Consider the following 22,283-nt stretch of genomic DNA (forward strand, 5'->3'; position numbering starts at 1 on the left):
TCAGATGAAATCGATCTTGTCGACCTGGTAGAATTTATCCCCGGCCGGCACGGACACTTCTACATCCTCGCCGACGGTCCGACCGATCAGGGCGCGGCCCAGCGGGCTGTTGTAGCTGATCATGCCCTGCTTGGCATCGGCTTCGGCCTGACCAACAATCTGGTATTTTACCGGCTTGTCGTCTTCATCCAGCAGCGTCACGGTCGCGCCGAACACGATCTTGTCGCCCGACAGGGTCGTGGGGTCGATCACCTGGGCGCGGGACAGCTTGTCCTCCAAGTCGTTGATCGTTGCCTCGACCTGGCCCTGCCGTTCCTTCGCGGCGTGATATTCGGCGTTTTCGGACAAATCGCCGTGCGCGCGCGCTTCTTCGATGGCGTCCACGATCAGCGGCCGCTCGGCCTTCAGTTCGCGGAGCTGCGCATTGAGCTTGTCATAGCCCATCTGCAGCATCGGCATCTTCTCGACGGTCGCCATGAGTGCAAATCCTTCGTCAAAACTTCCCTTTGGCGACCCGAACGTCGGGTCACCCGCAGCATGCTTCCTTGTGCAGGGGATCAGGCTTGCGACAGGGGATAATAGGACTGGAGCGAGCGCACTTCAAGGGCATGACCCCGCAAAGCCTCGATCGCATCGGCCGCAGCGACGCTCGCGGCGGCCGTGGTGAAGCTCGCAACCTTCTGGCGCAACGCGCTGGTGCGGATCGCCTTGCTGTCCTTCAAGGACTGCCAGCCTTCGGTGGTGTTGAAGATCAGTTGCACGTCGCCGTCGGTGATCTTGTCCACGATGTGCGGCCGCCCCTCGGCAACCTTGTTGACCCGCTGCACCGCGATGCCCTGTTCTTCCAGATATTGGGCGGTGCCGCCGGTCGCGATCAGCCTGAAGCCCATGTCCACCAACTTGCGCGCGGCGGGCAGGATGACCGGCTTGTCGCTGTCCTTCAAGGAGATGAACACCGTACCCTCGGTCGGCAGCATAGTCCCCGCACCGATCTGCGCCTTGGCGAAGGCGGTCGCGAAATCGCTGTCGATTCCCATGACTTCGCCGGTGCTCTTCATTTCCGGTGACAGCACGGGATCGACGCCGGGGAAGCGGCCGAAGGGGAAGACGGCTTCCTTGACCGCCACATGATTGATCGCGTTGCGGTCTATCTTCGGCAGATCCTTGATTTTCTCTCCGGCCATCACGCGCGACGCGATCTTGGCGATGGGGGTGCCGATCGCCTTGGCGACGAAGGGCACGGTCCGGCTGGCGCGCGGATTGACCTCGATCAGATAGACGACGCCGTCCTTCACCGCGAACTGGATGTTCATCAGGCCGCGCACGGAAAGGGCGTGGGCCAGCACTTCGGTCTGCCGTTCGATCTCCGCGATGATCTCATCCGACAGGCTGTATGGCGGCAGCGAACAGGCGCTGTCGCCCGAATGGACGCCCGCCTCCTCGATATGCTGCAACACGCCTGCAACCACGACATCGTCACCATCGCACAGCGCATCGACATCGACCTCGATCGCGTCGCGCAGATATTGGTCGATCAGCACCGGCGAATCGCCCGATACCTTGACCGCGGTGGTGATATATTCTTCCAGTTGCGCCTGACCGTCGACAATCTCCATCGCCCGACCACCCAGCACATAGCTGGGCCGCATCAGGACGGGGTAGCCGATGCGATTGGCGACCGCGATCGCCTCTTCCCGGCTGCGCGCGATACCGTTGGCGGGCTGCTTCAATTTCAGTTTGTCGATCAGCGCGGCGAACCGCTCGCGGTCTTCGGCCAGGTCGATCGCGTCGGGGCTGGTGCCCAGGATCGGGATGCCCGCATCCTCCAGCGCCTGCGCCAGCTTGAGCGGGGTCTGGCCGCCAAACTGCACGATCACGCCCTTGAGCGTCCCGTTCGACATTTCGACGCTCAGGATTTCCAGCACATCCTCGGCCGTCAGCGGTTCGAAATAGAGGCGGTCCGACGTGTCATAGTCCGTAGACACCGTCTCGGGATTGCAGTTGATCATGATGGTTTCATAGCCGACATCGCTCAGCGCGAAGCAGGCATGGACGCAGCAATAGTCGAATTCGATGCCCTGCCCGATCCGGTTCGGCCCGCCGCCCAGGATCACGACCTTCTCCCGGTTCGTCGGCGCGGATTCATTCTCGGCCTCGCCGAAGATCGGCGCTTCATAGGTCGAGTACATATAAGGCGTCTTGGCCTCGAACTCGGCGGCGCAGGTGTCGATGCGCTTGAACACCGGGCGCACGCCCAGCTTGTGGCGCAGCGCACGGACCTCATCCTCGGTAACGCCACCAGTCATGGCGACGACCGCTTCGTGGATCAGGCCCGATCCGCGCGCGATGCCGCGCTCGTTGCCCGCCAGATTGGCGGACTTGAGCGCCAGCCAGGCGAGCCGCTTGTCGGAAAAGCCCATGGCTTTGAGGCGCCGCATCCCGTCCGCGTCGCGCGGCAGGCCGTTGGCCAGCACTTCGCCTTCCGCGTCCACGATTTCCTTGATCCGTTCCAGGAACCAGGGATCGAACTTCGCGATATTGTGGATTTCCTGAACGCTTAAGCCTTCGCGCAGCGCCTGCGCGGCGACCAGCAGCCGGTCTGGCGTCGGGGCAGCGAGCGCTGCGACAATATCGTCCTTGGGCGCGCCGACCAGATGATCGACGGTGTTGAAGCCGCTCAGCCCCGTTTCCAGACCGCGCAGCGCCTTCTGCATCGATTCGTGAATGTTGCGGCCGATCGCCATGACCTCGCCCACGGACTTCATCGCGGTGCCCAGCAGCGGTTCGGCCCCCTTGAACTTTTCGAAGGCGAAGCGCGGAATCTTGGTCACGACATAGTCGATCGTCGGTTCGAACGACGCCGGCGTCGCGCCGGTGATGTCGTTGGTGATCTCGTCCAGCGTATAACCCACCGCCAGCTTGGCCGCCACCTTGGCGATCGGGAAGCCCGTCGCCTTGGACGCCAGCGCGGACGAGCGCGACACGCGCGGATTCATCTCGATCACGACCAGGCGGCCGTCCTTCGGATTCACTGCGAACTGTACGTTGGAACCGCCTGTTTCGACGCCGATTTCCCGGAGTACCGCGATCGATGCATTGCGCATGATCTGATATTCCTTGTCGGTCAGCGTCAGCGCCGGGGCGACGGTGATGGAGTCGCCGGTATGGACGCCCATCGGATCGACATTCTCGATCGAACAGATGATGATGCAATTGTCGTTGCGGTCCCGCACGACCTCCATCTCATATTCTTTCCAGCCGAGCAGCGATTCCTCGATCAGCACCTCGGTCGTCGGCGATGCATCCAGCCCGCCGCGCACGATGGTCATGAACTCGTCGCGATTATAGGCGATGCCGCCGCCCGTGCCGCCCATGGTGAAGCTGGGCCGGATGATCGACGGCAGGCCGGTAAACTCCAGCCCTTCCAGCGCGTCTTCCATCGTATGCGCGATGCGCGAGCGGGCCGATTCCAAGCCGATTTTGTCCATCGCGTCGCGGAACTTGATCCGGTCTTCCGCCTTGTCTATCGCTTCGGCATCCGCGCCGATCATCTGCACGCCGTATTTTTTCAGCGTACCATCGTTGAACAGCGCCAGCGCCGTATTCAGCGCCGTCTGCCCGCCCATCGTCGGCAGCACCGCGTCCGGCCGCTCCTTCTCGATGATCTTCGCCACGATTTCGGGCGTGATCGGCTCGACATAGGTCGCGTCGGCAAATTCCGGGTCGGTCATGATCGTGGCCGGGTTGGAATTGACCAGGATGATGCGATAGCCCTCTTCCTTGAGCGCCTTCACCGCCTGCGTGCCCGAATAATCGAACTCGCACGCCTGGCCGATGATGATCGGGCCAGCGCCGATGATGAGGATGGAGGAGATGTCGGTGCGTTTGGGCATTATTTTGAGAACCACCACAAAATGATAGTCAATGGCAAAGCGACGATACCAGCGACCGCTCCCCATTTTGACCAATTAATATCACGATCTATTTTACGGCTTAGTGCGCTCCGTCCCTTGGCACGGTATTTACCTAGTCCGTACATGAAATTCACACTGTCTCGTATTCGATCAAAAGTAAGAGCGCCGACAAGTTCTCGACCCGCTTCCTGATTAAATGCAAAATCTTTGTGAGCTTGATCCCAAACACGATCTAGGGATTCAGCAAAATGCTTATGACCAACTGTATCGAGTGCAACTAGTTCACTATCTTCAATATATCGCCATGCTTCAACATATGTATCTACTCCATGGGACTTTATTTCGATATGCGGGGTGTGATTCGCTTCCCCGTGAACTCGCCACAACTGATAAAGCGGTCCTTCTTTAATCGCTGCGATAATCGCCTCGCGTGTAGGACGGACACCAAACCGCCGCTCTACCATATTGGCCAGCTGTTCTGGATCAAACACCTGCTTTGGTCTTACGTTTTCTCCGCGCAGAGACAAAGCCAATGCGGGAATAACGGTATACACCTGATACTCCGCCGCAATTTGCGCGACGGATTTCATGGCACCTTCCGCACTCAATGCACGCCCCCAGTCTGCGCCTCGCACCCCCAGCCGTCATATTCGACGCCGCAGAGGATTTCGATCTGGAGGCACTTCCGGGTCAGCGCGCGGATTGATTGTTCGTCGACCGGCTGCACGCATTCCAGGAACAGGTACAGGTCGCCCTCCTCATCCTCTTCCCGATCCAGTTCGACAAAGCCGAACTGGCTGGCGATGGTCAGCAGCCGCTCGAAATCCTTTTCGCTGCCCCGGAAGGACACGTCCACCGGCCGCGCGATCCGCGCCACGTCGCCATTGGCGGCGAGGTTGGCGAGAACGTCCTTGTCCGCCTCCCACTCGGCGGCGAGGCGCGCTTCATCCACGGGGGGGAGGTTCTGGCTCACGCCGCGACTGACCCTTTGAGGCCCGCCACGAACTTCTTGAACAGATAGAAACTGTCCTGCGGCCCCGGCGAGGCTTCGGGGTGGTACTGCACCGAGAAGGCGTTCTTGTCGGTCAGTTCTATCCCGCAATTGCTGCCGTCGAACAGCGACACATGGGTCGCGCGGACATTGGCGGGCAGCGTGGCGGCATCCACGGCAAAGCCATGGTTCATCGATGTGATCTCAACCAGGCCATCGTCCAGCCGCTTGACAGGATGGTTGGCGCCGCGATGCCCCTGATGCATCTTGATCGTCTTCGCGCCCACGGCCAGCCCCAGCAACTGATGGCCGAGGCAAATGCCGAAGATCGGCACATTCTCCGTCAGCAGCGCGGCAATCACCGGCACGGCATAGGCGCCCGTCGCGGCCGGATCGCCCGGACCGTTGGACAGGAACACGCCGTCGGGCTGCAAGTCCATCACTTGCTCGAACGTCGCGGTCGCGGGCAGCACGGTCACGCGCGCGCCGGCTTTCACCAGATTGCGGAAGATATTGTTCTTCGCGCCATAATCGATCGCCACGACATGCGGACGCGGTGCGGGAGACGGCAGATCCTGCTGGTCGAACAGCAGCGCATTGCCCTCCTCATCGCTGGCGGGATAGCCCGCCGCGACCGTCTCCAGCCGATCGGTGGCATCGACATCATAGCCCTTGCCCAGCGTCCAGCCGCCGTCCTTCCACAAGCGCGTTTCCTGGCCCGTGACTGCGATGGCGAGGTCCATGCCCTCCAGCCCCGGCCAACCCGCCGCCTTGGCGGCCAGCGCGGCGATGTCGAACGCGCCGTCGGGATCATGGGCGATGACGACATTGGGCGCGCCTTTGACGCGGATCAGGCGGGTCAGCGCGCGTGTATCGACCCCGGCGAGGCCAATGCGGCCATTTTCGGCCATCCATTGGTCGAACGGCTCGACATTGCGGAAATTGCTCGGCGCGGTGACGTCCTCGCGCACGATGCAGCCCAGCGCATAGGGATTGTCCGCCTCGACATCGTCCAGATTGGTGCCGACATTGCCGATATGGGGAAAGGTGAAATCGATGATCTGCCCGGCATAGGAGGGATCGGTCATGATCTCCTGATAGCCGGTGATCGACGTGTTGAAGCAAAGTTCGCCCACCGCGTCGCCGATCGCGCCGAAACCGCGGCCGAACACCGCGCTGCCATCGGCAAAAACCACGACCCCTGTCGCTCCATTGGGCACAATGAGGGTCTTGGCGTCAGCCATGGTGTCAGCGTCCTTTATGCTTTTGCGGGAACCCGTCTACAGCGGGTTAAACGGCCGGTCACCTATGCCCCCACGCCCGCAAGGTCAACGTCTGTTAAAAATCTCTTTTGCCGCTATATCTGCTCCTTTCCGCAAGAAACAGGATTCACTCGTCGATGATTCGCGATACCATCAAGAGCGCCCAGGTCACCGCCATGAAGGCCGGCGACAAGGAAAGGCTGGCGGCCGTGCGCCTGATTCTGGCGAAGCTGAAGGACCGCGACATCGAACTGCGCACCGCCTCCACGGTGCCGGACGACGACGCCGTGGTGGTCGAGGTGCTGCAGAAAATGGTCAAGCAGCGCCGCGAATCGATCGAGATGTTCACGACCGGCGGCCGCGAGGAACTGGCGGCCAAGGAGCAGGCCGAACTGGATGTCATCGAAGGCTTCCTTCCTGCGCAGATGAGCGAAGAAGAAACCAAGGCGGCGATCGAGGGGATCAAGGCCGAGCTCGGCGCGGAAAGCGTGCGCGACATGGGCAAGGTGATGGCCGTCCTGAAGGAACGCCATGGCAGCGTGATCGACATGAGCAAGGCCAGCGGGCTGGTGAAGGCTGCGCTGGGCTAAGCTATAGTGGATAGCTCCCCTCCCGCTTGCGGGAGGGGCTGGGGGAGGGCATGTTCACTCCCAATGGACAAAGGCTACGCCCGCCCCACCGCAAAAGCGCGAGCATTGCGCAACAACGCCACGGAAGCCGAGCGCATTCTCTGGCGCGCCATTAGCGCTCGAAAAGTCTCTGGCGTCCGCTTCAACCGGCAAGTACCGGTCGGTTCGTTTATCTGCGACTTCGTGGCGCGGTCGATCGGCCTGATCATCGAAGTCGATGGCGGACAACATAATCAGGAAGTCGATGCCCAACGGACCCGCTATATCGAAGCGCAGGGCTTTCGCGTGATCCGATTCTGGAACAGTGACGTGCTGGGCAATCTGGACGGGGTAGTGGAGGAAATCGAACGGGTGATTGCAGACATGCCCTCCCCCAGCCCCTCCCGCAAGCGGGAGGGGAGCTATTGACCCTCACCCCCCAATGGCTGGACGAACTGCGCGCACGCACATCGCTCTCCACCCTCATCGGCAAGACCGTAAAGGTCACCAAAGCGGGCCGCGAATATAAGGCTTGCTGCCCCTTCCATAACGAAAAGACGCCCAGTTTCACGATCAACGACGAAAAGGGCTTCTACCATTGCTTCGGCTGCGGCGCGCATGGCGATGCGATCCGCTGGATGACGGACCAGCGCGGCCTGCCTTTCATGGAGGCGGTGAAGGAACTGGCCCAAGCCGCCAGCATGGACGTCCCCGCCGCCGATCCACGCGCCGCCAGGCGCGCCGAACAGGCAAAGGGCCTGCATGACGCCATGGCGGCGGCGCAGGCATTTTTCGAGGAGCAACTGGGCGGCATCGACGGTGGCGATGCCCGCGCCTATCTGCAAAAGCGCGGCATCAGCGAAGCCATACGCCGGGCCTTCGGCTTCGGCTTCTCCCCTGACGGGCGCGGCCGTCTGAAGAGCGCGCTCAAGGAATTTGGCGAGCCGATGCTGGTCGAGGCCGGACTGCTGATCGATCCTGAAGCACTGGAGCAGGGCAACGCCAAGAAACGCGAAAGCTATGATCGCTTCCGCGGCCGCCTGATGCTGCCCATCCGCGACATTCGTGGCCGCGTCATTGCGTTCGGTGGCCGTATATTGGGCGCGGGCGAGCCAAAATATCTGAACTCCCCCGATACGCCGCTGTTCGACAAGGGCCGCACGCTTTACAATATCGACCGCGCCTCCCCCGCCAGCCGCCAGACCGAGCGGGTGATCGTGGTCGAAGGCTATATGGACGTGATCGCGCTGGCGCAGGCCGGCTTCAGCGACGCAGTCGCTCCGCTCGGCACCGCGCTGACCGAACATCAGATCGAGCGGCTTTGGAAAATGGTCGAAGTGCCGATCCTATGCTTCGACGGCGATTCTGCCGGGCAGAAGGCCGCGATCCGCGCCGCCACCCGCGCCCTGCCCCTGCTGCGCCCCGGACATAGCCTGTGTTTTGCGACGCTGCCGCCCGGCCAGGATCCCGACGACCTGATCCGCACCAGCGGCGGGGAGGCGATGGAAGCGGTGCTCAAAGCGGCAGAGCCGCTGATCGAACGGCTGTGGAGTCATGAACTGAGCGCCATGCCGCTCGACACGCCCGAACAGAAGGCCGCGCTCAAGCAGCGGCTTCGCGCCATAACGGACGCGATCGCCCATTCCGACGTCCGCGCCCACTACGCCCATGAATTTCGCGAACGCTATGACGCCCGCTTCTTCGCCCGGCGCGACAACGCCCCGGCGCAAAGGCAAGCGCGCGGCGGCGGGGATGGCGGCCGCTGGCAACGCGACAAGCGCGGCAACTGGAAACCGCCCATCCCGTCCGCCGGCACCGAGGCACGCGCGATCGGCGCGAGCGGCATGGAGCAGCGGCTGCTGCGCGCTATCCTCGCCGGCTTGCTGCGGCACCCGGCCCAGATCGCGCCGCATCGGGAAGCGCTTTCGGGCCTCCAGATCGGCGACCCGATGCTCGCCCAGTTGCTTGCGGCGATGATCGCCGCGTCCTTCCGAAAAGAAACAGTTGAAACGCAGGCCCTCCTTACCATATTGGGGCAAGGTGAAGTGTATAATATGGCTAAGGGGATGCTCCGGGCCGACACGTTCACACTCACCCCTCACAGGATGGCAACCGATCCCGATCGCCTTGCGCGCGATCTGGAGGAAGCCATCCGGGTGATGGCGCAGGGACCGGAGTTGGAGACGGCGCTGGCGGAGGCTACGAGGCGGTTCAGAAATGACGTCAGCGAGGAAAATCTCGCTGAGCAACAACGCTTACGCGCTCTCAAGGCGGACCATGACAGTCGACTGGCGGAACTGGCGCAGTCGGAAGACATTGTTTGATATAGATCGTCCCTTGGAGGGGCGACGGGTTTGATGTGATCGTCCCTCCAAGGGACGGCGGAGTTAAGGCGAATAAATGGCGACCAAGGCGAACAGCAAAAGTGCGGCGGGTGCAGGCGATGGCGGGGATGAAGGCGGCGATGCGCCCCTGCTCGACCTCAACGAAGCCTCGGTCAAGAAGCTGATCACCCGCGCCAAGAAGCGCGGTTACATCACCTATGACGAGCTGAACGATGCCTTGCCGCAGGACCAGATGTCTTCCGAGCAGATCGAGGATGTCATGTCCGCGCTCAACGACATGGGCGTCAACATCGTCGAGAATGAAGAAGCGAGCGAGGACGGCGACGAGCAGCGCGAGCGCGAGGATGCCGAGGACGCCGAAGATGAGTCGAGCGACGATGACGGCCCGAAGCTCATCACCGAGAAGAAGAAGGAAACGGTCGATCGCACCGACGATCCCGTTCGCATGTATCTGCGCGAAATGGGCGCGGTGGAACTGCTCAGCCGCGAGGGCGAAATCGCCATCGCCAAACGGATCGAGGCCGGCCGCGATACGATGATCCTGGGCCTGTGCGAAAGCCCGACCACCTTCAACGCGATCATCGAATGGTCGACCGCGCTCAACAATGGCGAGATGCAGTTGCGCGAGATCCTCGATCTCGACGCCATGCTCTCCAAGGATCCTGCCCCGGAAAGTCTGGAGGAAGGCGCCGAGGACGATGATGGCGAGATCAGCGAAAAAACCGCCGGTCCCAGCTTCAAGGAAGAGGAAGAGCCGGAGGAAGAATCCGTCGACGGCGACGAGGATGAAGACGGTACCGAACGTCGGACTCGTCGTGTGGAAGAAGAAGAGGAGGAAGACAACACCCTCTCCCTCGCGCAGATGGAAGAGACTCTCAAGCCGATGGCGCTGGAGAAATTCGCGACCATCACCGAGATTTTCCGCGCCTTCTCCAATGCCCAGGAATCGCGCATGGTCGCCATGGCGATCGGCGAGACGCTGAGCCAGAAGGACGAGGATGATTATCAGGAACTGCGCGAAAGCCTGACCGCGCAGGTCGAGAGCGTGCAGTTCCATCAGCAGAAGATCGAATATCTGGTCGATCAGCTCTATGCCTATAACCGGCGCCTGACCGCACTGGGCGGCCAGATGCTGCGCCTGGCCGAGCGCCACAAGGTCAGCCGCAAGGATTTCCTCGACCGCTATGTGAATCATGAGCTGGACGACGCCTGGCTCGACAAGGTTCAGGGCCTGGACAAGAAATGGGCCGCTTTCGCCGCCGCCGAAGGGCGCGCAGTCGACCGCATCCGCAGCGAGGTGAGCGAGATCGCCCAGGCGACCGGCATGTCGCTCAGCGAATTCCGCCGCATCGTCAACATGGTGCAAAAGGGCGAGCGAGAAGCCCGCATCGCGAAGAAGGAAATGGTCGAAGCGAACCTGCGCCTCGTCATTTCCATTGCTAAAAAATATACGAACCGCGGCCTGCAATTCCTTGATCTCATTCAGGAAGGCAATATCGGCCTGATGAAGGCGGTCGATAAGTTCGAATATCGTCGCGGCTACAAGTTCAGCACCTATGCGACCTGGTGGATCAGGCAGGCGATCACCCGCTCGATCGCGGATCAGGCGCGGACCATCCGTATTCCGGTCCATATGATCGAGACGATCAACAAGCTGGTCCGCACCAGCCGCCAGTTCCTGCACGAGCAGGGCCGCGAACCGACGCCGGAGGAAATGGCAGAGCGTCTATCCATGCCGCTGGAAAAGGTGCGCAAGGTGATGAAGATCGCCAAGGAGCCGATCTCCCTCGAAACGCCGATCGGCGACGAGGAAGACAGCCATCTGGGCGACTTCATCGAGGACAAGAATGCGATCATCCCGGTCGATGCCGCGATCCAGGCGAACTTGAAGGAAACTGTCACCCGCGTCCTTGCATCACTGACGCCGCGTGAGGAACGCGTGCTGCGTATGCGCTTCGGCATCGGCATGAACACCGATCATACGCTGGAAGAAGTGGGCCAGCAGTTCAGCGTGACCCGCGAACGTATCCGCCAGATCGAGGCGAAGGCGCTGCGCAAGCTCAAGCACCCGTCGCGCAGCCGGAAGATGCGATCCTTCCTCGATCAATAAATTAAAATCGATCGGTAAATGTAAATTAACCATCGTTGACGGAAAAGGGCGGCTTTCACGGTCGCCCTTTCTGCTTCCGTAAACCGGACGTTTACTTGGGCGCACTATGCCTTGTGATTATAGCCTGCCGATGCGGGCATTACAGGGATTTGGGCATGAGCGAAGCGGCACCGCGCTATCAATTTGGCGACATAGCGCGAATCCTGGAGGCGCTGGTTGCCGCCGATGGAACGGCTGCCCATGCCTATGCCAATCGCGCCAGCACAGGCGTCGCCCGCGACGCACTGCTATCGCTGTCCGACCTTGCCGACGCGGCCTATTATCTCTGTATGCTCCATGGGCGCCATCCCGGCGTGATCGACCATGCCGCGACCCGCTCGGCCGACAACGCCGCGCGCCAGTGGCTGATCGAGACGGCCGACGCCTTTGCCCGCGAACGCGCCTATCTGACCCAGGTCACCGTCGCCACCGGCCCCGCTCCCAGCACAGCGGGCCAGGCCGATTGCGAAACCGCCGTCAGCCAGCAGCGCCACGCGCTCGATATGCTGGCCCAGTCCGACCGGCGGGGTTGCGCCATGGGCGCTGCCATGGCGCTGGTGCTCGACTGGCGCGCCGTGCGCCATGTGCTCGACATGGCGGCTCTGCGCGCGGGCCTGGAGCCTCATCCCTATGCCATGCCCGATCGCAATGCGACGCTGGACGTCGCCCGCGCGATCGGCGGCGACGATGGCATCGACCGGGCCATCCAGTTCGGCGCGCGCCAGTTGCTCAACCAGCATCGCGGCCTCTGGGATCTGCTCGCGGCCCGCGCCGACGTGCGCGCCCGACAGGGCTGATTCCCCCTTTCCCGATTGCGCAGGTCCGCCGCATTGCCTAGTCCGGTTGCCATCGGCAACCGAACGGAACAGCAATATGCGCTTTGAAGGCACGCAGGACTATGTCGCCACCGACGATCTGAAGGTCGCGGTCAACGCCGCCGTGCTGCTGCGCCGTCCGCTGCTGGTGAAGGGTGAGCCGGGCACCGGCAAGACCGTCCTCGCCCAGGAAATCGCCAAGGCGCTGGATGCTCCCCTGATCGAATGGAACGTCAAATCGACGACCAAGGCGCATCAGGGCCTCTACGAATATGACGCCGTCGCACGCCTGCGCGATGGCCAGTTGGGCGACGAGCGCGTCCACGACATCGCCAACTACATCCGCAAGGGCAAGCTGTGGGAGGCCTTCACCTCACCTAGGCTGCCCGTCCTGCTGATCGACGAGATCGACAAGGCCGACATCGAGTTTCCCAACGACCTGTTGCAGGAGCTCGATCGCATGGCCTTCCACGTCTATGAGACGGGCGAGACGATCGCTGCGGCCGATCGCCCGATCGTCATCATCACCTCCAATAACGAGAAGGAACTGCCCGACGCCTTCCTGCGCCGCTGCTTCTTCCACTATATCAAATTCCCCGACCGCGACACATTGGCGCAAATCGTCGATGTCCATTTCCCCGGCATCCAGAAGATATTGGTCAGCAAGGCGATGGATATTTTCTACGACGTCCGGGAAGTTCCCGGCCTCAAGAAGAAGCCCAGCACCAGCGAACTGCTCGACTGGCTGAAACTGCTGCTGAACGAGGAGATGCCGCTCGACGTCCTCCAGAACAGCGACCCGACCAAGGCGATCCCGCCGCTCCACGGCGCGCTGCTCAAGAATGAGCAGGACATCATGATGTTCGAGCGCCTCGCCTTCATGGCGCGCCGTCAAGGGCGATGACCTGATTCACCCATGTCTCTCCTTCCCTGAGGGAGAGGGATTTGAAGGGAAAGCCCAACCATGCCTCATTCCGCCGGATGCCTCTGCGGCGCTGTCCGCATCGCCATCGACGCCGAACCGATCGCCGCACGCATGTGCTGGTGCCGGCTGTGCCAGTATCTGGGCGGCGGCGCGGCCACGGTGAACGTGTGCTTTCCATCGGACAAGATAATGACCAGCGGCGAGGTGCGGTGGCACGACAGCGTCGCCGACAGCGGCAACGCGATGAAGCGCGGCTTTTGCCCGACCTGCGGCACGCCGCTGTTCAGCCTGGCCGAATCACGCCCGCATCTGACCTTCATCCGCGCCGGTGCGCTGGAGGATCCCTCGTTGATCGGGCCGCAAGCGGTCATCTGGACCGATGCCGCGCCGACATGGGCACATCATGATCCCGACCTGCCCCATTATCCGGCGCAAATCCCGCCGGTGGTTTGAAATAGGCGCTTGCACGGCCTGGTTTAGCCTGTAGCCTCCTTGCATAGTTCAATGCCGCGCGAAGACGGTATCGACCTGGAGAGTGATGACGATGCCGAAGCGCACCCAAGGCCTCATTGCCGTCATGATATCTGGCGCGGCGTTGTGCTTTGCCATTTCATCGCCTGCCCATGCCGCCGACACCGAAGCCTGGACCCCAACCGAAAGCGCTATCCGCGCCGCTTCGGCCGGCATCGCCCTGCCCCAGACCGTGGCCGGCCTGTCGCTCAGCAAGAGCGGCGAAGCGTCCAACGGCGGCCGCGCGGTCGACAATTATGCGCAATATCTGTCCGAGGACAGCGCCATCCAGGCGACCCTCTATGTCTATCTCCCGACCTATGCCGACGCCTCGCTGGCCGCCTATATGACCGACAAGGCGGTGATGGAAAGGTTTGGCGCGAAAACCCGCCGCACGGCCTATGCCAGCGCCCCTGTCGCCGGCCACGCGGACAGCGCTATACGCGCGGTCTATGAAGACGCCGCCGACGGCGCGCTGACGACCGCTGCCGGTTTCGTCCATGCCGGACGCTGGATCGTCAAGCTTCGCGTGACCGGGCCGACCGAGCGACGTGGTGAAGTGCTGGCCGGCCTGGACGGCATGCTCGCCAACCTGTCGGTCGATGATCCCGCGAGCCTGCATGCCACTGCTCCGGCCAGCTTCGCCGCCTGTCCTGCCGCGCCGACTGCCGACGCCCGACCGACCCCGGCCAAGCTTACCGAGGAAGCCGTACCCCAGGATGTCCGCATCCCGCGCGATGGCAGGGACGCACTCTGCATCCGAGGCACCGTGGCCACTGCCGATGGCAACTACGACATGCTCCAGCAGGCTGGGCGCAACGACGGCGCGATCATCGTGCCAATCGACGACAGCGGCACCGTGCTCGCCTTCGATCCGGCGACCGATGGACAAGGCTATAAGCTCTCGATCCACATGGTCGGCCAGACCGATCTCTATGGCGTCTATGACAAGGTGCCCAGCCCGCGTCAGGTGGCCGCCATCATCGACGGCAAAGACACCCAAACCGCCGAAGCGCAGGCCGTCGCGACCTATGCCGCCAATGGCGAGATCACGGTTAGCCGTCTGGCGCAAAAGGGGCGCTGATCGCGTTCTTCTTGTCCCGCTGAAAATCGGCTTTGATCCGCCCTTATGATTCAGCCGCGAGACGCGACCCGTTTTGCCCGTATCCGCGCGCGGCTGGAAACGATCCAGATCGCGCCTGGCCCACCGGCATGGGCGTTCGAATTTCTCCTCTTCGGCTTCAAGCAAGGCTGGGCCTGCCTGTTCGGCGGCCTGATGCTGACGCTCCTGCTGGCAACGCACCTCTTCTATCCACCCGAAGCGCCGCTTCACCGTTATGATTTCCTTACGCTGGCGGCGCTCTCCATTCAGGCTGCCATGCTGGACTTCCGGCTCGAAAGCTGGAGCGAGGCGAAGGTCATCTTCGCGTTCCACCTCATCGGCACGGTCATGGAATTGTTCAAGACCCATGCCGGTTCGTGGATCTATCCGGAAGCCAGTCTGCTCCATGTCGGCCCCGTCCCGCTCTTCTCAGGCTTCATGTATGCAGCGGTAGGCAGCTATATCGCGCGCATCTGGCGCATCTTCGACTTCCGCTTCACCTATTATCCGCCGGTCTGGGCCACGGCGCTGCTGGCCGCCACGATCTACGTCAATTTCTTTGCCCATCATTGGCTGCCGGACATGCGCTTGGCGCTGTTCGCGGCGGCAATCCTGCTGTTCGGCCGCACCTGGATTGTCTTTACGCCCTGGCACATACCGCGACGGATGCCGCTCCTCATCGGCTTCATCCTCGTCGCCCTGTTCATATGGTTCGCGGAAATATCGGCACCTTCGCCAATGCCTGGACCTATCCCGATCAACGGCATAGCTGGCAGATGGTGAGCGTCGCCAAACTGGGCAGCTGGTATCTGCTGATCATCATCTCGTTCGTGCTCGTGTCCTTGATCCACGGCATGGGCACGAAGCGCGATCAGATCAGATAACCGACCTCGTACAGTCCCCAGCGTCGCCCGCCGAAGACCAGGGGCACGAACACGCTGCGCAGCGCGCGGTATCGACCTTCGCCCAGATCCTGCCGATAGGTATAGAGGAAGAAGTCGCCCTCTTCCTGCAACGCCCGGCTGGTCTGGCTGTCCATGAAAATCTGCCGGTTGCGGGCATTCTCCATATTCCAGTCGTGAGCACCGGCCCGCTGCGGCTGGCAGCGCGCGCTGATATGGGTGGGCAGATAGCCATTAATGTCGAGCAGGCAGCAGCCGACGATCGCACTGTCCTCGCCCGTGCGCCGGTCCAGTACCGGCCGCAACATGCCGTCGGCGAAATGGGTGAAGCCGTTGAGATATTGGGGCGGCGCCGATCCTTCGATCAGGCGATAGTCGGTGTCGAACAGCTGCGACAGGCTGATCTCCCCCGTCTCCAGCGCCCGTTCGATCAGCGCGCCCACCTCGTCTGCGCCATCTTCCGCCAGTCCGATATAGCGGCTGTTGCGCGTCTTCTGCGGACCGTGCGCGGCGGTATTCAGCATGGCGTTGGCCATGCCCTCCAGCCCTTCGAGCTGCTCACGCGCGACATCGACCCGCGCAGCGCTGTCGCTGGCGGACCGGCTGAACGTCGCAAGCCCATGGCGCAGTGCATTGACGTCGCCGTCGGCCGCATCGGTGCAGGTGACGATGGCGTCCGATCGTTCGCCGAACTGGGTGACGAGCGAAGCGATTTCCGCCATGCTGAGCCGCAGTCGGTCGATATGCGCACCCGCCCCCCGGCCGCGCATGATATTGGCCTCCACTCCGCCGATCAGATGACGCGCATCCCGATCCAGCTGGATCAGCTTGTCGCCGGCCGACGCCGCGGATTCGCCTGCTTGCCCCGCCAGCCGCCTGATCTCGTCCGCCACCACGGCAAAGCCCTGCGTCGCTGCGCCCCCGCGCGCCGCCTCGATCGCGGCATTGACCCCCAGCATTCGTGTCTGCCGCGCGATCGCGCCCAGTTCCTCACTGATATCGCCCACCGCTTCGATCACGGTCAGGAACTGGCGCAAATGCGCCTCCAGCCCGGTGACATGCTCCACCAGCCCCGCGACCTCGCCCAGCGACAGGCCAATCACCTCATGTCCGTCGGCGACGATGCGTCCGGCGCGCCGTGCGGTCAGACTCAGCTCCTGTGCCGCGGCCACGCTCTCATTCTGGCTGGCGGCCAGCGTTTCCATATTGGCCTGCAAATCCGCCAGATGCGCGGAATCGCCCTGGATACGACGGTTCAACTCGCCGAGATATCCAGCCGTTTCGCTGCACTGCAATGCGATGTCGCCCGACCGTTCCCCCAGATCAGCCAGCAAGTCCCTGTTTTCCAAGCGCGCCCCTGCTCATCTTTGTGCCGCGGATAGTGACGGATTAACCATGCACTGCAACACTTAATATTCGGACAATCCATGCGACGACGGCAGCTTGCATCGCGCCGCGCGCTGGCCGACAAGCGGACCATGCTGCTCAACTTTCTCGACACGCTCCGCGCCGCCGGCATCAACGCCAGCATCAAGGAGCATCTGCTGCTGCTCGAAGCGCTCGACCGCGACGTCATCGCCCGGCGGCCGGAGGATTTCTATTATCTCGCCCGCGTCACCTATGTGAAGGACGAAGGGCTGCTCGACCGGTTCGACCAGGTGTTCGCCAAGGTGTTCAAGGGCGTGCTGGGCCAGGATGGGGTCGAGGCGGAGATACCCGAGGAATGGCTGCGCCTCGTCGCCGAAAAATTCCTCAGTCCCGAGGAAATGGAGAAGATCAAATCCCTGGGCGACTGGGACGAGATCATGAAAACGCTCAAGGAGCGGCTGGAGGAGCAGAAGGGCCGGCATCAGGGCGGCAGCAAGTGGATTGGCACCGGCGGCACCTCCCCTTTCGGTAATGGCGGCTACAATCCGGAAGGCGTGCGGATCGGCGGCGAATCCCGGCACAAGCGCGCAATCAAGGTCTGGGAAAAGCGCGAATTCGCCAATCTCGACAATGCCAAGGAACTGGGCACCCGCAACATCAAGGTCGCGCTGCGCCGCCTGCGCCGCTTCGCGCGCGAAGGCGCGGCCGATGAACTGGACCTCGATGAAACAATCCGCGGCACCGCACGACAGGGCTGGCTCGACATCCGTATGCGGCCCGAACGGCATAATGCGGTCAAGCTGCTGCTCTTCCTCGACGTCGGCGGATCGATGGACCCGTTCGTCACGCTGTGCGAGGAACTGTTTTCAGCCGCGACCGGCGAATTCAAGAATATGGAATTCTTCTACTTCCACAATTGCCTCTATGAAGGCGTGTGGAAGGATAATCGCCGCCGCTTTTCGGAGCGTATCCCGACCTGGGACATCCTCCACAAATATGGCCATGACTATAAGGTCATCTTCGTCGGCGACGCGGCAATGAGCCCTTATGAAATCGCCCATCCAGGTGGTTCGGTCGAACATATGAACGAGGAAGCCGGCGCCGTCTGGCTCCAGCGCGTCGCCCACACCTATCCCGCCTGCATCTGGCTCAACCCCGCAGCGCAAGCGCATTGGGGCTATAGCCAGTCGACGAAGATGATCCGCGACCTCATGAACGATCGCATGTACCCGCTGACGATCCAGGGCATAGACGCGGCGATGCGCGAACTGACGCGCAAACGGTGAACCATGGCGTCAAGGCCGACGGCCTGAGCCAGGCGCCGGCGGGGATGACAATATAGGAATGCCGGCCTGCGCCGCCCCTTCATCGCCATTCTTACATCATTAGCCCTCACGCCTGGAACAGCACCCCGCCGGTCATCGGTTCGGGCGCGCCGGTGGTCCCCGGAAAGCTGATCGGCAGCCCCTTCAAATGCCGTACCGCCATGTAAGCGAAGCCCTGCGCCTCCAGCGCGTCCCCGTTCCAGCCCAATCCATCGACCGACAGCACTGCCGCGCCGGTCCGCTCGGCCAGCATAGCCATGAGCACATCATTATGCCGTCCGCCACCCGCGACATGGATCGCTCGCGGCCGCTCCGGCAAGTGATCGACCGCCCGCGCCACTGCCGCCGCAGTAAAGGCCGTCAACGTCGCCGCGCCATCCTCCATTGAAAGTCCCTGCACCATATCGATGCTGAACTGCTCGCGATCGATGCTCTTGGGCGGCGGTACTTCGAACCAGGGGTCGGCCATCATTACCGCCAGGCGCGCATCATCCACGCGCCCCCGCGCCGCACATGCCCCGCCCGCGTCATAGGCGGCATCGCCATGCGTCTGCATCCAATTGTCGATCAGCCCGCTCGCCATGCCGGTGTCGAACGCGATCAGCGTGCCGTCCGATCCGATAAAGGTAATGTTCGCCACCCCGCCCAGGTTGAGCACCGCCGCCGGCTTGTCCAGCCCCGCCGCCAGCGCCCGATGATAGACGGGCAACAGCGGCGCGCCCTGCCCGCCCGCCGCCACATCGGCGCTGCGCAGGTCGGCTACGACCGGAATGCCGAACGCCCCGGCCAGGTCCACCCCGTCGCCGATCTGCCAGGTCCAGCCTCGATCGGGCCGATGCGCGACGGTATGGCCGTGAAAGCCGATCACGCCCACATCCTCGGCGATATGCCCGCTACGGCCCAGCAAATCCGCGACTGCCTGCACATGGCGCTCGGTCAGTTCCACCTCGACCGAGGCGAGCAGCGGCTCGAAGCCAGGCTTATCCATCGCCATCGCCCGCTGGCACGCTTCGGCCAGCCGCAGGCGAAAGCCGTCATCATAGGCCATGGCGTGAAATTCGATCGCGTGGCTAAGCCCCTCGCCGTCCGTTTCGATCAGCGCCGCGTCGATTCCGTCGCGCGATGTGCCGGACATCAGGCCGATTGCCAACATGATCGAAAACTCCGCCTCTTTAACAGTCGCAACCGCAATGCTACAGGCGCGCGCCATGAGCAACTATCAGTCCGATCTTCTCCGCCTGCTCGACACGCGCGGCTATATCCACCAGCTGACCGACGCGCAGGGGCTTGACGCCCTTGCCAAGAGCCAGGTGGTGCCCGGCTATATCGGTTTCGATCCGACCGCCCCGTCGCTCCATGTCGGCAGCCTGGTGCAGATCATGATGCTGCGCCGGATGCAGCAGGCCGGCCACAAGCCGATCGTGCTGATGGGGGGCGGCACCGGCAAGATCGGCGACCCCAGCTTCAAGGATGAAGCCCGCAAGCTGATGACCGGCGACACGATCGCGTCCAACGTCGCCAGCATCAAGCGGGTATTCGAAAAATTCCTGACCTTTGGCGAAGGCCCGACCGACGCGGTGATGGTCGATAATGCCGACTGGCTCGATGCCCTGGAATATATCCCTTTCCTGCGCGACATCGGCCAGCATTTTTCGGTCAACCGGATGCTCAGCTTCGACTCGGTCAAGATGCGCCTCGACCGCGAACAGTCGCTCAGCTTCCTCGAATTCAACTATATGATCCTGCAGGCCTACGACTTTCTCGAACTGTCGCGCCGCTCGGCCTGCCGCCTGCAGATGGGCGGCTCCGACCAGTGGGGCAATATCGTCAATGGCATCGAACTTTCGCGCCGGGTGGACGGCACGCAGGTCTTCGGCCTGACCAGCCCGCTCATCACCACCGCCGACGGTGGGAAGATGGGCAAGACCATGAACGGCGCGGTGTGGCTGAACGCCGACGCCCTGCCCGCCTATGACTATTGGCAATTCTGGCGCAACACCCAGGATGCCGATGTCGGCCGCTTCCTACGCCTCTTCACCGACCTGCCACTGGACGAGATCGCCCGGCTGGAGGCGCTGGAAGGCGCGGAGATCAACGAGGCGAAGAAGATCCTGGCCCATGCCGCCACCGCCATGGCCCATGGCAAGGAGGCCGCGACCGCGGCCGCCGAAACCGCGCGCAAGACTTTCGAGGAAGGCGCGTCGGACGCCAACCTGCCGACCGTCAGCCTCGGCGCGGACGGCCTGAACGTCGTGCAGGCCACCACCGGCCTTGGCTTCGCCACCTCCAACAAGGAAGTGCGCCGCAAACTGGGCGAAGGCGCAATCCGGGTAAATGGCGATGTCGTCACCGACCCCGCCGTCACACTCAAGCCCGGCGATAAGCTGAGCTTCGGTGCGAAGAAGCACGGTCTGGTCGTCGCCTGAAATTCATCATTGCGAGCGCAGAGCGCTCGCAATGACCGACCATGGCAACAAACTGGCAAAAGAGCGTTAGCACCCGATTAACGCTCCTTCCTATCGACTCGTCCATTTCCAACGGCTTAGACTCGGGACCATGTCGTCCTCCGTCTTCGCCAATCTCGGCCATGTGCTACGCTCGCGCGACCCTGCGGTCGATCAACGCCGTGCGCAGCGCGAACTGGTCGACATGGTGAGCCATGTCACGGCGCAGGGGCGTAGTCATGGTGTACGGATCATCAATATCTCCGCCCTCGGCCTGATGTGCCGCAGCGACAGCGCCTTATTACAGGGCGAACGGGTCAGCATCTGGTTGCCGATCCTAAAGGACTATCCCGCTGAAATACGCTGGGTGGAGGATGGCCGGGTCGGCATGGAGTTTTACGAGCCGATCAGCCCCAAAATCTATGACGCGATGCTGTCGCTCATTCCGCCGCGCCGGACGGCTTGGTAATTTCCGGACTGATGGCGTCAAGTCCGGCGACGTCCAGCCGGGCTAAGCCCTCTCCCGCCTCCACCCGCTGACGCCCGCGCACCAGCGCTTCGGGCATCTCGGTGCGCAGGAAGCTCAACATAGCCTCCCGCACTTCCCAGCGCAGGTCGAACGCAATACCCGCATTGCGCGCGCTCAACAGCCCGCGCAGTTCCAGCGCGTCGGCGCGATGATCCGTCACCTGCAGGATCGCGACCCGCCCGTCCCAGCGGCCGTTCGCCTTCACCGCCTCGACGAATCGGGTGCGGATACGCTCGATATCCGCGGTGGGGTCGACATAGAGGAACACGGTGCCCAGCAGGTCGGACGTCTTGGTGGTCCAGTTCTGGAACGGTTTTTCCAGGAAGTAGGATACCGGCACCACCATTCGCCGGTCGTCCCAGATACGGATGATGACATAGGTCAGCTTGATCTCCTCGACCCGCCCCCATTCGCCCTCGACGATCACGACGTCGTCAAGCCGGATCGGTTCGGAAAAGGCCATCTGCACGCCCGCGATCAGATTCTTGAGCGCCGGCTGGGCGGCCGCGCCGACCGCAAGCGCTGCAAGGCCCGCCGACGCCATCAACGACACGCCGATCGTCCGCACGCCCGGAATGGCGATCAGCATCATCGCGATCACGAAGAAGCCGATGATGCACTGGCAGATGCGGTAGAGGATGCTGATCTTGGTCCGCCGCCGCCGGGCTTTGAGATTATCCTCGACGCTGATGTCGGCGCGCTCCTCCAGCATCGCCTTGCCCGCGCGCATTACGCGGAAGATCAGCCAGCCGACCAGCAGCGCAAAGATCATCCGCGCCCCGATCGACCAGATATCTTCCGTGCCCGGCCCTACCTTGATCGACTTGAGGCCCGCGCCCAATGCCAGCAACACCACCAGCCATCGCGTCGGCTGGAAGATGGCGGGCAGCAGCACCGGCTCGATCTTCGAATGTTTCGCAACCCGCAGTGCGATCCAGTAGAGCGCCCAGTGGATCAGGAAAGCGGCAGCCACCGCAATGGCGATCGACATCGCCGCCATGGGCGTGATGTGGGTCAAACTTATATCCGTCATCGACAAGGCAACGCCATGACCGCTCTGACGTTTCGCAGTTGCAGCAAAAAAGCGACGAGCG

The 22,283-nt window shown here is 62.6% G+C and carries 19 protein-coding genes and 1 pseudogene; 12 read left to right on the forward strand and 8 right to left on the reverse strand.

From position 1 onward, the window contains the following. The 5 genes from greA to carA form a co-directional block, all read right to left on the reverse strand. On the reverse strand, window positions 1-477 hold the full coding sequence (gene greA, locus K9B33_RS12750) for a transcription elongation factor GreA (RefSeq protein WP_224549231.1): 477 nt from the start codon (window positions 475-477) through the stop codon (window positions 1-3). Window positions 478-557: 80 nt separating this feature from the next. Next, window positions 558-3,893, reverse strand: a complete 3,336-nt coding sequence (carB, locus tag K9B33_RS12755; protein ID WP_224549232.1) for a carbamoyl-phosphate synthase large subunit — start codon at window positions 3,891-3,893, stop codon at window positions 558-560. Next, a complete protein-coding gene (locus K9B33_RS12760) occupies window positions 3,893-4,504 on the reverse strand; it encodes a hypothetical protein (RefSeq protein WP_224549233.1) in 612 nt (203 codons plus the stop codon). The genes carB and K9B33_RS12760 overlap by 1 nt, the downstream gene beginning before the upstream one ends. 14 nt (window positions 4,505-4,518) lie before the next feature. Then, window positions 4,519-4,887: a ribonuclease E inhibitor RraB gene (locus K9B33_RS12765; RefSeq protein ID WP_224549234.1), complete on the reverse strand. Its 369-nt coding sequence runs from the start codon at window positions 4,885-4,887 to the stop codon at window positions 4,519-4,521. Then, window positions 4,884-6,149: a glutamine-hydrolyzing carbamoyl-phosphate synthase small subunit gene (carA, locus tag K9B33_RS12770; protein WP_224549235.1), complete on the reverse strand. Its 1,266-nt coding sequence runs from the start codon at window positions 6,147-6,149 to the stop codon at window positions 4,884-4,886. Before carA ends, K9B33_RS12765 begins: the two co-directional genes overlap by 4 nt. A gap of 155 nt (window positions 6,150-6,304) precedes the next feature. Here carA and K9B33_RS12775 point away from each other — a divergent pair, with 155 nt between their 5' ends. The 9 genes and pseudogenes from K9B33_RS12775 to K9B33_RS12815 all read left to right on the forward strand — a co-directional run bounded on the left by K9B33_RS12775 (window position 6,305) and on the right by K9B33_RS12815 (window position 15,505). Beyond that, window positions 6,305-6,757 carry a GatB/YqeY domain-containing protein gene (locus tag K9B33_RS12775; protein ID WP_224549236.1) on the forward strand — a complete coding sequence of 151 codons (453 nt, stop codon included), beginning with the start codon at window positions 6,305-6,307 and terminating at the stop codon, window positions 6,755-6,757. 63 nt (window positions 6,758-6,820) lie between these two features. Beyond that, window positions 6,821-7,204 carry an endonuclease domain-containing protein gene (locus K9B33_RS12780; protein WP_224549238.1) on the forward strand — a complete coding sequence of 128 codons (384 nt, stop codon included), beginning with the start codon at window positions 6,821-6,823 and terminating at the stop codon, window positions 7,202-7,204. Then, window positions 7,201-9,099, forward strand: a complete 1,899-nt coding sequence (gene dnaG / locus K9B33_RS12785) for a DNA primase (protein ID WP_224549240.1) — start codon at window positions 7,201-7,203, stop codon at window positions 9,097-9,099. Before K9B33_RS12780 ends, dnaG begins: the two co-directional genes overlap by 4 nt. A 76-nt stretch (window positions 9,100-9,175) precedes the next feature. Then, window positions 9,176-11,230, forward strand: a complete 2,055-nt coding sequence (gene rpoD / locus K9B33_RS12790) for an RNA polymerase sigma factor RpoD (protein ID WP_224549242.1) — start codon at window positions 9,176-9,178, stop codon at window positions 11,228-11,230. Window positions 11,231-11,385: 155 nt separating this feature from the next. Further along, window positions 11,386-12,066, forward strand: a complete 681-nt coding sequence (locus K9B33_RS12795; protein ID WP_224549244.1) for a DUF6975 family protein — start codon at window positions 11,386-11,388, stop codon at window positions 12,064-12,066. 76 nt (window positions 12,067-12,142) lie between these two features. Next, a complete protein-coding gene (locus K9B33_RS12800; RefSeq protein ID WP_224549246.1) occupies window positions 12,143-12,988 on the forward strand; it encodes an AAA family ATPase in 846 nt (281 codons plus the stop codon). Window positions 12,989-13,048: 60 nt separating this feature from the next. Continuing rightward, window positions 13,049-13,462, forward strand: coding sequence for a GFA family protein (locus K9B33_RS12805; RefSeq protein WP_224549248.1), 414 nt, complete (start codon window positions 13,049-13,051; stop codon window positions 13,460-13,462). A 91-nt stretch (window positions 13,463-13,553) separates the two neighbouring features. Further along, window positions 13,554-14,603 carry a hypothetical protein gene (locus K9B33_RS12810; RefSeq protein ID WP_224549361.1) on the forward strand — a complete coding sequence of 350 codons (1,050 nt, stop codon included), beginning with the start codon at window positions 13,554-13,556 and terminating at the stop codon, window positions 14,601-14,603. Between the two features lie 45 nt (window positions 14,604-14,648). Further along, a pseudogene (locus K9B33_RS12815) lies at window positions 14,649-15,505 on the forward strand (DUF817 domain-containing protein). Here the strand turns inward: K9B33_RS12815 and K9B33_RS12820 are convergent. Further along, window positions 15,493-16,857, reverse strand: a complete 1,365-nt coding sequence (locus K9B33_RS12820) for a methyl-accepting chemotaxis protein (protein WP_224549362.1) — start codon at window positions 16,855-16,857, stop codon at window positions 15,493-15,495. The pseudogene K9B33_RS12815 and the gene K9B33_RS12820 sit on opposite strands and share 13 nt — an antisense overlap. A gap of 144 nt (window positions 16,858-17,001) precedes the next feature. On the opposite strand from K9B33_RS12820, the gene K9B33_RS12825 reads away from it, so the two are divergent. Further along, on the forward strand, window positions 17,002-18,177 hold the full coding sequence (locus K9B33_RS12825) for a vWA domain-containing protein (protein ID WP_224549363.1): 1,176 nt from the start codon (window positions 17,002-17,004) through the stop codon (window positions 18,175-18,177). Window positions 18,178-18,283: 106 nt separating this feature from the next. Here the strand turns inward: K9B33_RS12825 and K9B33_RS12830 are convergent, their stop codons facing one another. Next, window positions 18,284-19,369: an anhydro-N-acetylmuramic acid kinase gene (locus K9B33_RS12830; protein ID WP_224549250.1), complete on the reverse strand. Its 1,086-nt coding sequence runs from the start codon at window positions 19,367-19,369 to the stop codon at window positions 18,284-18,286. Window positions 19,370-19,424: 55 nt separating this feature from the next. Between K9B33_RS12830 and tyrS the strand changes: the two genes are divergently transcribed. After that, window positions 19,425-20,642 (forward strand): tyrosine--tRNA ligase, encoded by a 1,218-nt coding sequence (tyrS, locus tag K9B33_RS12835; protein ID WP_224549251.1) that lies wholly within the window; start codon window positions 19,425-19,427, stop codon window positions 20,640-20,642. A gap of 130 nt (window positions 20,643-20,772) precedes the next feature. Beyond that, window positions 20,773-21,129, forward strand: coding sequence for a PilZ domain-containing protein (locus tag K9B33_RS12840; RefSeq protein ID WP_224549253.1), 357 nt, complete (start codon window positions 20,773-20,775; stop codon window positions 21,127-21,129). On the opposite strand, the gene K9B33_RS12845 is transcribed toward K9B33_RS12840, so the two are convergent. Next, window positions 21,101-22,222 (reverse strand): mechanosensitive ion channel family protein, encoded by a 1,122-nt coding sequence (locus K9B33_RS12845; protein ID WP_224549255.1) that lies wholly within the window; start codon window positions 22,220-22,222, stop codon window positions 21,101-21,103. The genes K9B33_RS12840 and K9B33_RS12845 overlap by 29 nt on opposite strands. Window positions 22,223-22,283 lie beyond the last annotated feature (61 nt).

This window comes from Sphingobium sp. 3R8 (genome assembly GCF_020166615.1).
Lineage (GTDB): Bacteria > Pseudomonadota > Alphaproteobacteria > Sphingomonadales > Sphingomonadaceae > Sphingobium > Sphingobium bisphenolicum.

Coding starts and splice junctions, on each gene's coding strand:
- greA (WP_224549231.1), bottom strand. CDS start 477: ATGGCGACCGTCGAGAAGATGCCGATGCTGCAGATGGGCTATGACAAG.
- carB (WP_224549232.1), bottom strand. CDS start 3,893: ATGCCCAAACGCACCGACATCTCCTCCATCCTCATCATCGGCGCTGGC.
- K9B33_RS12760 (WP_224549233.1), bottom strand. CDS start 4,504: ATGAAATCCGTCGCGCAAATTGCGGCGGAGTATCAGGTGTATACCGTT.
- carA (WP_224549235.1), bottom strand. CDS start 6,149: ATGGCTGACGCCAAGACCCTCATTGTGCCCAATGGAGCGACAGGGGTC.
- K9B33_RS12775 (WP_224549236.1), top strand. CDS start 6,305: ATGATTCGCGATACCATCAAGAGCGCCCAGGTCACCGCCATGAAGGCC.
- K9B33_RS12780 (WP_224549238.1), top strand. CDS start 6,821: ATGGACAAAGGCTACGCCCGCCCCACCGCAAAAGCGCGAGCATTGCGC.
- rpoD (WP_224549242.1), top strand. CDS start 9,176: ATGGCGACCAAGGCGAACAGCAAAAGTGCGGCGGGTGCAGGCGATGGC.
- K9B33_RS12795 (WP_224549244.1), top strand. CDS start 11,386: ATGAGCGAAGCGGCACCGCGCTATCAATTTGGCGACATAGCGCGAATC.
- K9B33_RS12800 (WP_224549246.1), top strand. CDS start 12,143: ATGCGCTTTGAAGGCACGCAGGACTATGTCGCCACCGACGATCTGAAG.
- K9B33_RS12805 (WP_224549248.1), top strand. CDS start 13,049: ATGCCTCATTCCGCCGGATGCCTCTGCGGCGCTGTCCGCATCGCCATC.
- K9B33_RS12810 (WP_224549361.1), top strand. CDS start 13,554: ATGCCGAAGCGCACCCAAGGCCTCATTGCCGTCATGATATCTGGCGCG.
- K9B33_RS12825 (WP_224549363.1), top strand. CDS start 17,002: ATGCTGCTCAACTTTCTCGACACGCTCCGCGCCGCCGGCATCAACGCC.
- K9B33_RS12830 (WP_224549250.1), bottom strand. CDS start 19,369: ATGTTGGCAATCGGCCTGATGTCCGGCACATCGCGCGACGGAATCGAC.
- tyrS (WP_224549251.1), top strand. CDS start 19,425: ATGAGCAACTATCAGTCCGATCTTCTCCGCCTGCTCGACACGCGCGGC.
- K9B33_RS12840 (WP_224549253.1), top strand. CDS start 20,773: ATGTCGTCCTCCGTCTTCGCCAATCTCGGCCATGTGCTACGCTCGCGC.
- K9B33_RS12845 (WP_224549255.1), bottom strand. CDS start 22,222: ATGACGGATATAAGTTTGACCCACATCACGCCCATGGCGGCGATGTCG.